Here is a 13,278-nt window from a genome sequence, read left to right on the forward strand (position 1 = left end):
ATGAGAGCCATATTTCTACTCCTTTTTTTCGTATTTCTGACATCTTGTACTACCGAGAAAGATGACAAGGCCACAAGAAATCAGGTTATAGTAAAGCATCTCAATAAAAAAGAAAGTTACGTAGCTGACGAGACTATCAATTTGGTGTTTGAAACCGACGACATGCTGAATTACAAATTAATACTCTCAAACGCTTATGGAAGTTCAGTGTTGGCAGCAGCTGAAGAAATGGATAAATTAATATTTACAATTCCTCAAAACTATAGTCGCAAAGCAGGAGTATGTCACTGGTTTCTAATAGCTAATGGAGAAACATACTCTCAAGGCCAATTGAACATTTTACCAAAAGTAAATAGCAAACCAACGCTCGAAACCTACTTTGGCCCACGAAGCATAACCGCCGGATTTGACGATTATTCTATGCTAGTAAACGTTACCACAGATGCTTATGATAATGTGTTCCCTATAGGAACCGAGGTGGCCTTCAAATCACAGTTTTTAAATTCCATTTCCACAGATATGGTTGCTTCTCAAGATTTAATTTCTTGGAAAAATATTTACAGCACCAAGAAATCTGGTAGAATTTTCGTAAATACTTCATTTAACGCGACTACATCTAAAGAATTGACAACCGTGGTCTTTCCCTCCTTAGCGGAAACTTTTGAAATAGCGGTCGAAAGAAATCATGATTACGCTGATGGAAATCAAATCATGCAACTCCGTACCGATGTCATAAAAGATAAGTACGAAAATATTATCAGTGATGGAACAATCGTAAATTTTATCATCGAAAATTCACAAGCTGCGATTTTGAATACTATGGGAGCTACTATAAACGGTATTGCGAAAGCAACCATTTTGCACCCATCCGAAAAGGAAAACTGGACCATTAATGCCTATGTAACCGGTGCCGCGAAAAGTAATACGCTTGCCTTAATGTTTCATACTGCCATCAATGATTTTGATGTTGTATTTTCAAATAATAACAGAGAGATTACTATTGGGCCGCTACGAAGTTATATGAATCAACTAATTCCTAATGGAATACTTGTTCAAATAGATGTATATAATAAATCAGGAATCTTTTTAGAAAGTAAAAAATTAGGATCTGTTAAAGGTTTTGGAAGAATTTCAATGCTTAAAGAATATTACCCCGAAGACGCCTATAATTTGAGGATTAAGGTAGCAGGTATTACAAAAGAATTTGATGTCACCTTTGATGAAGAATAAACTAAATAGAACTATCTATCGTATAATCTTGATTGCTTCTTTTCTTGTAATCAATGGACTGATAATTTCAGGTATTGGTGCCGTTTTCTCTTATTTAAATACTGGTGCTGATAAGGCCTCTATACTGAACTTAGAAGTGCCTTTGGAAAAAGTATACACACCTAAAGTTATATGGAGTAATCTTGAGAACCCAGGTCGACCAATTGAAAAACAAACTTTGCAAGAAATCGAAAGGGACTACCTTAAGGCTTGGCATGTGCGCAATATCGCCCTAAAAGACAATGATAGATATGGTATTTCTGACTTTTATACCGACAGTGCTCGCTTACGTATTTTCGAACATATAGATTTCAACATCAAAAATGACACCTATATTAAAGCTACTACCTTAAAACATAACCTAGAACTTGACTTTTACAGCGAAGATGGAACACTGGTTGTTTTTAAAGATAAAAACGTAGAACGATATCAAGAGACTTACTACAAAGATTCACTTTTCTTTTGCCACAAAGACACCTTGAACTATCAATTAATGATGCTGCTTGAAGATGGGTTTTGGAGAATTCGTCATCTACAACAGATGGAAGTCAAAAAAAGGAATAGCAAAAAAGCTGAAAGAAACATCGACTCGATTTTACAAACTATTAACCGTTTAAAAGGAATAAATTATTACCCGAAAAATACACCCTGGGATACTTTTGGAAAGCACTATAATGATTCCATTATCAACAATGATTTTGAGGTTATTGAGGCTATGAATTTGAATACCATTCGAGTGTTTGTACAATACGAAGATTTTGGAAAAGCTGATGTGGTATTGGAAAAACTAAACCGCCTTAAAGAGACACTTGATATAGCTGAAAAGCATGGTCTAAAAGTGATAGTTACTTTATTCGATTTTTATGGTGATTATGATGTAATTAATTGGACACTTACGCAAAGACATGCTGAGACCATTATAGGAGCATTGAAAAATCATCAAGCTTTATTGGGCTGGGATCTTAAGAACGAACCAGATTTAGACTTTGATTCGCGAGGAAAGCAACGCGTGCTATCATGGCTGAAAGAAATGATTGAAAAAATAAAAGAATGGGATCCAAATCATCCGGTGACCATTGGGTGGTCAAGTCCTGAAACGGCAATTCATTTAGCCGATAAAGTAGACTTTGTTTCTTATCATTTTTATCGTAAACCAAAGGAATTTATAGATGCACATAATACACTAAAATCCGAAGTTAAGAATAAACCAATTGTCTTACAGGAGTACGGTTATTCTTCATATGACGGCTTCTGGAATCTCTATTTGGGCAGTGATGACAAGCAAACAGCGTATTATAGAAATATGCAGAAAGTATTGTTAGATAATAAGGTGCCATTCCTATTTTGGACCCTCTATGATTTTGAAGAAGTTCCAACTGAAGTTGCGGGAAGTTTACCTTGGCGGACAAGAAAACAACACTATTTCGGTTTGTTTGATACAGAGAATCGTCAAAAGCCGGCATACCAAGTTTTGGCACAAGAAAAATAAAGAGAGGCAGTTAACCAGACTGCCTCCCTTCAACCTAACCTGGAAAACTACACTTTTTGTTCTATATCTTCTTCAACGATATCTAATTTCCAACCGATCGATTTGGCAAGTTGTATCGCTTTAAAGTAATCCATATACATTTGGGTAATTGCTGACATTGGCAACGAGCAGGCTGCTTTGTAGTTGGTCATTCCCAAATGAATTCTATACGAATCATATTTCAAAATATTTTGCAATGCAACCGCTAAGGAGGCGGGGCAATCTGGCTCGAAGAATTCTCCTTTGTAACCTTCCTCTTTTACCAATATACTTAGGTCTCCCAAATCTGGAAGGGCTACAGCTTTTCCATAACTTCCGGCTTGGTGCAATACTCCAGAACTTCCGGTGGTAGAGGTGTATGGAAAAACTACTACAGCACTCTCTTCAAAAATTACCGGTACGTCCTCCTCGGCCACATAGCCCGTAAATCGTAACTGCTTTACATGGGCGTACTTCGCCTTTACAGATGCCAAGTAACCGGGCGCATTCGCGCTATCAGTACCCGCTATTACTATTTCAATATTCTCGTTAGTTCGTTCTCGGATCAATTCTACCGCTTCGATTACTATTTCCACTTTTTTATAGGTGCCGAATTTTCCAAAAGCTAATATCTGTTTTGGTCCGTCTGCCAACCTATACGAAGGTTCTGGTGGTGTTTCGAAAGCACCATGTGGAATAAGGGCTACATTTCTTGACCTATACTTTTCTTCCAAAATGGTCTTATACTTACTTATGGTTACGGCTATTACATCGGAAGCAAGAACAGATTTGGTCAAGGTACTACCAATAAAATTATAGACTCGTTGGAGCCATTTGTTCGCGGTTATACCTGCATTTGCTAGGTCTACTTGCTCTAGTATATTATGCAATAACGAAATCGTAGGTATTCCCTTAAGTCTGCATAATAAGGGTAACATAAGCCCTAATGCTGCTGGAATCTTTTTATCTCCGAATTTTAGAAATTGAAGATTGAAGAGTACCGCATCTGGTTTGGTTTTTGAAATGGCCCTGTTTATTTTCAAGATATTGGTGTAATCATTGAAATTCCAACATTCCTGTACCGAAATTTTGCATCCTTCTTCTTCAAATGACAATTCTTTTTCTCCTTCCGTTTTATCGGTAATCAAAATAATTTCAGATACTTCTTTTTGAAGTCTAAAGTGTTTTACCAGGTGATATCCGTATTCTGTAAGCGTTACTTTACTTGGTGGATAGGCGGTTACAATTGCGAGTCTCATAGGTTAAATTTTCAATTAGGTTAGCTTAACTATTTGACACAAATATCCTTCAAAACCCCAATAAATTTAGATGTTTTACGGTGGGTGGAAAATTGCTGTAGACGAACGGAAGATTGAGAAAGATGAACCAATTCTGACGAAAGTACCGCTATAAAACTGCAGTGTGTAGGCGAAATATGGCTCAACGCTCTTAATGAAAAACCCGAGAACTTGATGTACTCGGGTCAATCAACCTCTAAATTACAAAAGCAGGTTTATGCTTTTATGCTCCTTTGAGCGAAATAAATCAATTGGGCAATCAACAAAGTTATCATGGCGATTATTTGTACCTGAACTACCAGGGTCAAACTACTATGGAATAGCATTATGAGTACGATTTGAGAAATTCCCAAGAGGCCGGAAACGATGACCGGCTTATATTGATCCAACGACAAAAAGTAGTAGGCAAAGATGTTTGATATGGCGAATAAGGAAGTGGCCAAAGCATATTGCCACAATAGGGGCGCCATGGCCAAATAGGCTTCCCCGAACATGATTTGTATGATCAATTCTGGAACTAAGGCACAGGCTGCAATTATGGTCATCGACAATACACCGATATACGCCGCATACTTAAAAAGCACGGGGGCCGTGGGTTCTCCGTTTTTTTGTTTTTCAACTACCGTAGGCAACAGCAACATTACGAACATCCATGCGACAAAGTAGACCACCCTACCAATAAGGGCTAACGAAGCGTACAGTCCGGCCTCTTTAGGATCAAAATAATGTTTGACCAAAAGCACGTCACTATTGTTAATGATAATCTGGGTAAGCTCGTAGCAGGCGGTCAATACGATAAACTGAACTACACGTTTTTTCTTTTGAGCTTCAAGAGCGATTTTCTTGAACATCTTTTTTACATCGAATTTCGACGGAATCAGACCAAAGACGAAGGACAAGGCGATACCTAAAGCCACTATAAAAGCAGGTGACAATGGAACAAGCCAAAGTAGGGCTAAAGTTAATAGCAATCGGCTCCACATTTCCGTTTGGTAGGTAATCGAAAGTTTTGTGAAGTCTTGTCTACCTTGATACTTTCCTCTATTGACCGACATAAAAAAATACAAAGGCACGGCAACGGCAAATGTTTTAAATAACAAAGCGGACTCCGTTTGAAAAATCACACTTAGGTTTTCAGCAAATGCAAAAAGTAAGACTCCCACAAGCAAGCCAAAGCCCAGGGCATATTTATACATCAGTTGTTGAAAGGCAGTCCAGTCATTCCCAGAGAAAAGCACCGCAAATTTAGCCGTCGCCAATTGAAAGGTCATTCCCAAAAAGGACACAACCAAAAGTAAGGTCACTAGAAGCGCTGCGTCTGCAAACACTTCAGGCCCTAGCAATCTTCCTAACAGTAAGTTGTACAGGTAGTTACCTCCGTTGACCAGAAGCACGCTACCCATAAACAACTTTTCGGGGGAAATTTTCTTTTGAAAAATTCTAAATGCGATCATCACTAAAGATAAATGAGGTCTTGGTTTTTTGAAGTACCCCTAAAATGTTGGAATTGCTTAAACCGACTATCGATAAAACGCTATTGTCTCTCATAGCACTGTAATACATTTCTCGAAGCATATGAGCAGCAGTAACATCCAATTTTCTTACTCTTTCTAAATTCAAGATTACTGGATCTGATTTGCTCAGAAAGCGTTGCATATGTCTCGCTAAAATATTGGCGTTAGCACTATTTAATTCTCCAAAAACGGAAAACATTCCTCTAGTTTCGGTTATTTGTAAAGCCATAGTTTTCAAATTATAGGTTAAGTTTTTCTTTAGGTTACAAGGCAAATATCTATTGTTTATCTGCTTAATTAGTTCAATTTGGGTTGGATTACTCGTTGGCATAGATCAATGGCCATTTTCTGTCTTTAATCGTTTTTCAATACCTCTTCAGTTGTTACCTTTTCTTCTATTTTCTTTTTTTCGATTTCAAACGGAAAACCATTGGACTTAGAAATTTGGATAGCCTTGAAATAGTCAATATACTTTTTAGTAATTTCTGACATGGGTAAAGAACATGCGGCCTTATAATTGGCCTTCCCTAAGGCTATTCGATATGAATCATCGGTTACTATCTTTTGTATTGCATTGGCCAAGGAATCAACATCAGAAGCGTTAAAAAATTCACCGACATAACCCTCTTCTCTAACGAGAATGCTCAAATCGCCTAAATCTGGCAAGGCAACTGCATTACCATAACTTCCGGCTTGGTGAAGAACCCCTGAACTACCAGTAGTTGATGTATAGGGAAAAACGCTAACAGCACTTTCGGAAAATATCTTGGAAACATCCTCTTCTGCTACGTATCCTGTAAATCTTATTTGGGGAACATGTTTGTATTTCTCTTTTACGGTATCTAAATAACCTGGCGTATTCGGACTATCTGTACCAGCAATAACAATCTGAATATCTAATGCTGTGCGCTGTCTTATGATTTCAACGGCCTCAATTAAAATCTCCACTTTCTTGTAGGTGCCGAATTTACCAAAAGCCATAACCTGTTTCGGTCCTTCAGGTAGCTGGTAAGTAGGTTCAGGTGGCGTTTCGAAAGAACCGTGAGGGATTAGGGCGATGTTTCTAGCATTGTATTTTTTCTCTAAAATATTGACATATTTACTGATGGTAACAGCCAAGACATCTGAACTTAGAACAAATCGGGTGAGGCTTGTTCCTATGAAATTATAAACTGCTTGAAGCATCTTATTTTTGGTAAACCCTGCATTTTCTAAATCTACTTGTTCCAAAATATTATGCAACAATGAAATGGTAGGTATACCCTTAAATCGGCAATAGGCCGGCAAAACAAGGCCTAAGGCTGCCGGAATCTTTTTGTCTCCAAATTTTAAAAATTGCAGGTTGAAAAGGATAGCATCTGGTTTTATCGATGCTATCGTTTGCGCAAGGTTGAAAAAGTTGGTATAGCTATTGAATGACCAACATTCTTTAACGACTATGTTGCAACCAGGCTCTTCAAAGTCCAAATCCTTGGGTGCGCTGGTATAATCTGATAAAATATACAATTCAGTTATTTCCTTCTGAAGTCTAAAGTGCTTTACCAAATAGTATCCATACTCGGTCAAGGTAACCTTACTTGGCGGATAGGCCGTAACTATAGCTAATTTCATACTATGCTTTTTAAGTTTAAATCGTATGTAGAAATGTATTACTTGTAGGCAATGGCAATCTTGGCAAGTTGACCTACAATTTTCATGGAGTCTTTCATGGAGAGTTTAGAACCATCGGCGTGAATCCAACGTTTCAAAGGTTGTTCGCAGATGTATTTCCGCACCTCTTGCTTACCGTAAAACTTGCGCATGCGCATAAAAATCTCGACATCGAACAACCACTTGGTGATAAATGGTTTGGTAAAGAGCGTTTTTACAATACCTCGCTCCATAATTTTTGCCCCACACTGGGTATCATTAAAGGGCATTTTAAGTATGGTTCGAATAATCAGATTGATGGTCATACTGATAATCTTCCGAGCTGATTCTTTTGTGATATCTGCCCCCATGCGGCTCATTCTAGAACCACTGACGATTTTAAACTCAGAACTCTCTAGGGTTTGCACGAGTTCATCAAAATCGCGAAAATCGGTGGACAGGTCTGCATCTAAAAATCCGATATAGTCCAGCTGTGGATCTTTTTCCAAATGCAGCATTCCCTGTCGCACTGCCTCGGCTTTACCACCATTTTTAGCACAGTCATAAATGCTAATGTTTTCCTCATTGCCTGCTTTTAATCCCTCCAAAACTCGTAGGGTATCATCTGTACTACCATCATTTACGAAACACAAATGGTAACCTAAATTCTTATGGGCAAAGTCTTTAAATTCTTTACTAGACAATCGCTCTTCCTCATTGTAACAAGGTATGACCACACCAACACAATGTTTTTGCAGCATACGTGCTTCTCCACTCTGAGGGGCTTTTTGAATTTCTGGGCTTCCAATCAATCGCTTTATTCTGGCGACCATTTCGTTCAAACTGACCGGCTTCTTCATATAGTCATCGACACCTAAATCAAACCCCTGCATGATGACATCCTCGTTTGTATTTCCTGACATCACCAAAATTGGGGTCTTTTTTTCTTCAATACGTCTGATTTGCTTTACAACTTCCAAACCATCCATATCGGGCATATTGATATCTACCAGAACCAGATCGGGTTGGAAGGTATTGAAGGTTGCAATACCTTCTTTTCCGCTAGCAGCGGTCTTAACAATATATCCCATTTCTTGCAACCTTTTCTCAACAGATAAAAGGATCAAAGTTTGGTCGTCAATGGTTAGAATTTTCATAGGTAGGTTTTAAGATTAAGGTATTGTTTTCGTTTTCGATCAAAAACTATATTTGTAGGTTTATTCTTACTATAACTTAATTTTTGGCCAGATATTGTTTCTTCAGTCACGCCTTTGACCCAGGCCAAGCGGTTTGACGGGGTGACTTTCGGCTTATCTCAAAGGGATAACTCGTCGCTTTTGCCACTTTTTGTGCCATGTTATCGACCAGTTGCAATTTGCTGTAGACGTTCGGTAGGTTATCATCCGATTGAAATTGTAAAGGGGGGTCGTAACTTTACTTTAATGAGCACACCAATAAAACGAAACCTTTTGCGTTCTTTATCTGTAATATTTTACCTACAAAAATGAATAGACTGTTTTACGTTCTTGTTTTCGTTTTAGTTACGGTTCCCATTTTGGGGCAAGAACAGCTTCAAAAAGGCTTTAGGCTTTTAGAAAATGGAAATTTTGCAGCAGCAGAAACTTTTTTCGAAAACACCTTAAAAACCGAGCCTACAAACAAAACAGCTCAGATCTGTTATGGGCGCGCTGTAGGGTTAAGCGGAGAACCGAAAAAGGCAACCGCCTTGTTTGCTGGATTATTGGAAACCTACCCAAATGATTTTGAAATCGCCTTAAACTATAACGAGTCTTTTTTATGGGATAAGCAATACGAAGCAGCCAAACCCTTATATGCTACAATGGTGGCTGAGCACCCTAAAGAATTTGGAGCAGTCTTAGGCTATGCAAATACCTTAAGCAACTTAAAAGAATACGAAAAAGCCCTAAAGTGGATAGCAAAAGCTTTGGAAATCGAACCCGAAAACCCCAGTGCTAAAGTCTCAAGAAAATTTATGCGCTTGGGTTATGCCAACCAATATGTCATCGATCAAGCCTATGACCGTGGTGAGGCTTTACTCAAGGAAATTTTTGTAGACTTTCCTAAAGATAAAGATGCCTTATTGAATCTGGCCAACCTGTATCTGATTACGAAACAAACAGAAAAGGCCAAAACCATGTACGCGAGCTATGTGACCTCACCTATCGATTCTATTACTGCATTGAACGGAATTAGTTTGGCCGAACATATTGCCGAGAACGACAAAGAGGCCTTAGCCATTGCTACATCTTCCATGAGTAAAGTCGCTCGTTTTGATGATTTCGAACTGACCGAGCGTACCTATGACCGCTATGTACAGGCCTTGATTTGGAACCGAAAGTTCGGCAAAGCCAAAAAGCAAATCGATAGTCTAGAAGGCGCATACCCAAACCGAAACTGGATTCATGCCCTCAAAGCCACTTTAGGACTCTATACCGGAGATGCAAAAATGAGTGTACAAAAGTACGATGCCATCTTGGCCAATGACAGCACTTCTTTTGATGGTAACCTCGGAAAAGCCAACGCGCTCTTTGCTTCTGACAAAATTATACCCGCCTATAAAGCTGCCTATCAAACTTTGGCGATTTACAATAACCAGAAAGACGCCAAAAGTTTCCTGGAAAAATTAGATGCTATGTACACTCCAAGTATAGAGGAGCACGCGGCATATACTTTTGACAATGGCAATAATGTAGCCTATTATACAAATACGACGGCCGACTTGCCTTTATCTACCAAGTTCAAAACTACGGTTTCATATTTCTACCGAACTACCGAAAATACAGTGACCGGAAACCAAGCCAATTCGCATGTATTTTTAGCGGGACTACAATACAAACTTCTTCCAAAGACCGCCTTAAAAACGGTTTTAGGTTTGAATAATTCCCGTTTTATGACAGAGGCCTATACCCAACCGGTGTTAGATGTCAGTCTGCAATTGCAACCTTTAAAATTGCAAAACCTGACCTTAGGCTATCAGCGCGAGGTGCAGAATTTTAATGCCGATCTTATTGAACGTGAAATTGTACAAAACCACTACGGACTCAATTACAATCTAGGCACCAACTTTAATTTGGGTTGGTATACGCAATTGATGCATACGCAACAGAGCGATGCCAATATCCGAAACTTATTGTTCACTTCTCTTTATTATACCTTGATGCAAAAACCTGCTTTAAAAATGGGAGTCAACTACCAATATATCACCTTTAAAGAGCAATTACCAGCCATTTACTTTAGCCCAGAGCAATACAAAGCCTTGGAACTTTTCGCCGATATACGTGGTCGATTTTCAGAGAAAACCAGCTATGGCGCTAGCGCCGCCACGGGATACCAACAAGTAGAAAACGACCCAAATACCCCTATCTTTAGAGCAGAAGCTGACTTAAAGCATCAATTTTCAAAACGCTTGAGCACGAACCTCTATGGCAAATACAGCAACATTGCTTCAGCCACAGCAGCAGGTTTTGAGTTTACTGAGATTGGGCTAAAATTAAAATGGTTGTTTTTGGAAAAGCCATTATTTGCGGTGCAGGGAAATTAAAAGGGGGACTCCGCTGCAATTTCATGATGTAATCGTTAGCGAGAACTATTGTGAGTGCACTAGGCCAATATTGTAAAAGGAGAATTTCGCACTAAGCAATTCCCTCACAATGATCTATAGGCGTTATTACCTACCGTTTTGTAATCTTATACAAGAGGTTCGGTCTAAAATTCCCCTTCTAACTATCTAATTCCGATAGCTACTGTCGACTTAACAATGGCATCCCACTATTGGATGCTGAAATTTTTCATTCCGATTGCTAATAGATCCTATTTTCTTAATTGAAAAAGAATATTCATAATTTCAATATTCGGAGCTTCACTAATCGCATAAGCTTCGGGAATACTTTTGGCTAAATCGGATTCTTTATAAGATAGTAGTGATTCTGGGGAGTCCCAAACATAAATACCTCCGTATTCTTCAGGCACACTGGTTCTTACATAGTATTTCTGAATGAGCCCTGGGATGGCCTTAAATAGAGGTTCTCTTTCCCTCGCTTTCTTTAATAATTCTTCTTCAGGAAGCTTCGATTTCAATTTTATAACTTGTAAAATCACATGAATGCTTTTAATGGTTTATAGAGATTTGCGTATGTTTAGTAGTGGAGTGATCCGTGGGATTATTCCGCCAATGAAATATACGAAGATTGTGCAGAGTCGTGCCTAAATTAAAAGTTACAATGAACAATACGAGTTGTTGTATACCCGTTTTTTATTCCGCTTTAGTCATTTCAACTTCCAGTATAATTCCTTTTTTCACTTTTTCTATAGCTGATAATGGTAGTTGAAACCAAAACTCATTCCGGTTTTATCATAGTAGCTAAAAGTAAACTCATTTTCCGATCCATCAAATCCGCCACAATAATGTTCCGTTTGGAATTGGTCAGCACTTTCCATCTGGTTCCATTCCTTTGCGCTTAGATTTTCCTTTAAAATCTGTTGACAAATTGAAATAAACTCAGAATCAATTTTACGAATTACGCTCATTCCCAAATGGTGTACAACAATGGCATATACTGACTTGAAATGATACTACTATTTTGTCAATACGTACATAAATTAAGTTGGCCTTACTGCGTCAAAACAAAATTAACCGTTTTGCTGAAATAAAAAGAACAACCCTACAATAAAGTAAGATTGTCCTTGATTTGGTGCACGCCCTCCGTCCCAAATTTAAAAAGGAAGTGCATGGGTTTCGAGCCCATATATAATTGGAAGAATTAGCTTTTACAACAAGCCAGCAATGGCAAAGGCAACGCCCACGATAGTGGTACTTATTACCGTCTTAAGTCCGGTAACCATAATCTTCAAAATAGATACAAGAATAATTGTTTTCATAATATTTAGATTTAGGGTTAAACATCAATCTATACCCCAAATATAGGATGGTTTGCTTTATTGTTGCACCGAGAATAGATGGGCGATCATTTACTGTAGACGAGTGGTAGAATACTATGGAAGAACGTATTACAGTAAATTTAGTCTTCGCATTAACTCTGGTCTATTCGAGCGACTAATAGGAATCACATTCTTTTCTATGAGCACACTATTATCCTCTATATCTATAATTTTAGTAAAGTTGATAATGTAGGAACGATGAATCTGAAGAAACAGTTTTTCAGGAAGCTTTGCTTTAATTTTCTTTAAGGTGGTATGAACGCGGTAGTCTTCCTTCTCCGTTTTAATATCTATATAGTCACCCTTGGCCTCGATGACCATGATTTCATTTAATTTCAATTTGATGAGTCTTCTATCGATATTGATATACAAATCTTCATCTGTCTCCGTGGAAGATGTCTCATCTTCAATAACTTTGGGTTGCTGAGTCAAAGAATTTTTGACCTTTTCAACGCACTTCTCAAAACGCTCGGGTGTTATAGGTTTTACCAAATAATCTACAATCGCCTCATACTCGTAGGATGCTATAGCAAATTCAGTATCAGAAGTCGTCATGACAATTTTAGGAGGATTTTTCAAGGTCTGTACAAAATCTACCCCACTGAACCCAGGCATATGAATATCGAGAAAAACCACATCAATCAAATGCTGGTTTAAAAATTTCATGGCATCGATAGCATTGTCGAATTCTTCGATGACTTCTAAATCTGGAATCTTGGAACAGAGCTGGTTTACAATTGCTCTGGCAGCTGCTTCGTCATCAATAATGATACAGTTCATCTTATATGGTATTTAGGTAGTTTTTTATGGTTTCCAATATGCTTCGGAAGCCTGCATCGCCTTTCGTGCCCCCTGCCCGTAGTTCCTCTTCGTATTGAATTGCGTATTCATAAGCTTCTGACATACTCAAAATGTTGAATTTGTGCTTTAGTTTATGAACCAATTCGCCGGCCATACGTGGCTCATCGCGTTCAATGTGATCAATGTAGGTTCGCTGTTCTACAGGAAATTCATCTTTTAAAATCTGTATAAACTTTTGCTCAAAGGTCTTATCATCACCTGAGAGTTCTTTGATATAATTTAGATTCGGGGTTTCTTGCAT

At 38.3% G+C, this 13,278-nt stretch carries 12 protein-coding genes; 3 read left to right on the forward strand and 9 right to left on the reverse strand.

From position 1 onward, the window contains the following. Complete coding sequence (locus tag ABJN95_RS15360) at positions 1–1,230, forward strand: hypothetical protein (protein ID WP_348371515.1); 1,230 nt, start codon at positions 1–3, stop codon at positions 1,228–1,230. Further along, positions 1,220–2,758 (forward strand): cellulase family glycosylhydrolase, encoded by a 1,539-nt coding sequence (locus ABJN95_RS15365; RefSeq protein WP_348371516.1) that lies wholly within the window; start codon positions 1,220–1,222, stop codon positions 2,756–2,758. Before ABJN95_RS15360 ends, ABJN95_RS15365 begins: the two co-directional genes overlap by 11 nt. Positions 2,759–2,805: 47 nt before the next feature. Here ABJN95_RS15365 and ABJN95_RS15370 read toward each other — a convergent pair whose 3' ends face one another. The 5 genes from ABJN95_RS15370 to ABJN95_RS15390 all read right to left on the reverse strand — a co-directional run bounded on the left by ABJN95_RS15370 (position 2,806) and on the right by ABJN95_RS15390 (position 8,374). After that, positions 2,806–4,035 carry a glycosyltransferase gene (locus tag ABJN95_RS15370; protein ID WP_348371518.1) on the reverse strand — a complete coding sequence of 410 codons (1,230 nt, stop codon included), beginning with the start codon at positions 4,033–4,035 and terminating at the stop codon, positions 2,806–2,808. Positions 4,036–4,289: 254 nt separating this feature from the next. Further along, positions 4,290–5,477, reverse strand: coding sequence for an oligosaccharide flippase family protein (locus ABJN95_RS15375; RefSeq protein WP_348371521.1), 1,188 nt, complete (start codon positions 5,475–5,477; stop codon positions 4,290–4,292). Positions 5,478–5,514: 37 nt separating this feature from the next. Then, positions 5,515–5,817, reverse strand: coding sequence for an STAS domain-containing protein (locus tag ABJN95_RS15380; RefSeq protein WP_348371523.1), 303 nt, complete (start codon positions 5,815–5,817; stop codon positions 5,515–5,517). A gap of 125 nt (positions 5,818–5,942) precedes the next feature. Next, entirely contained in the window at positions 5,943–7,199 is a 1,257-nt protein-coding gene (locus tag ABJN95_RS15385) for a glycosyltransferase (protein ID WP_348371525.1), read from the reverse strand. 38 nt (positions 7,200–7,237) lie between these two features. Then, positions 7,238–8,374, reverse strand: coding sequence for a response regulator (locus ABJN95_RS15390; protein ID WP_348371526.1), 1,137 nt, complete (start codon positions 8,372–8,374; stop codon positions 7,238–7,240). A 347-nt stretch (positions 8,375–8,721) separates the two neighbouring features. Here ABJN95_RS15390 and ABJN95_RS15395 point away from each other — a divergent pair, with 347 nt between their 5' ends. Further along, on the forward strand, positions 8,722–10,779 hold the full coding sequence (locus ABJN95_RS15395; RefSeq protein WP_348371529.1) for a tetratricopeptide repeat protein: 2,058 nt from the start codon (positions 8,722–8,724) through the stop codon (positions 10,777–10,779). Positions 10,780–11,048: 269 nt separating this feature from the next. Here ABJN95_RS15395 and ABJN95_RS15400 read toward each other — a convergent pair whose 3' ends face one another. The 4 genes from ABJN95_RS15400 to ABJN95_RS15415 form a co-directional block, all read right to left on the reverse strand. Further along, the gene (locus ABJN95_RS15400) at positions 11,049–11,336 is read right to left on the reverse strand and encodes a hypothetical protein (RefSeq protein ID WP_348371530.1); all 288 of its coding nucleotides are present in this window, start codon (positions 11,334–11,336) and stop codon (positions 11,049–11,051) included. A gap of 207 nt (positions 11,337–11,543) precedes the next feature. Further along, complete coding sequence (locus ABJN95_RS15405) at positions 11,544–11,765, reverse strand: hypothetical protein (protein ID WP_348371532.1); 222 nt, start codon at positions 11,763–11,765, stop codon at positions 11,544–11,546. 480 nt (positions 11,766–12,245) lie between these two features. Further along, positions 12,246–12,956 (reverse strand): LytTR family DNA-binding domain-containing protein, encoded by a 711-nt coding sequence (locus ABJN95_RS15410; RefSeq protein ID WP_348371533.1) that lies wholly within the window; start codon positions 12,954–12,956, stop codon positions 12,246–12,248. Between the two features lies 1 nt (position 12,957). Continuing rightward, positions 12,958–13,278, reverse strand: coding sequence for an Hpt domain-containing protein (locus ABJN95_RS15415; protein WP_348371535.1), 321 nt, complete (start codon positions 13,276–13,278; stop codon positions 12,958–12,960).

Origin of the sequence: Maribacter sp., assembly GCF_039974175.1 — a bacterium.
Lineage (GTDB): Bacteria > Bacteroidota > Bacteroidia > Flavobacteriales > Flavobacteriaceae > Maribacter_C.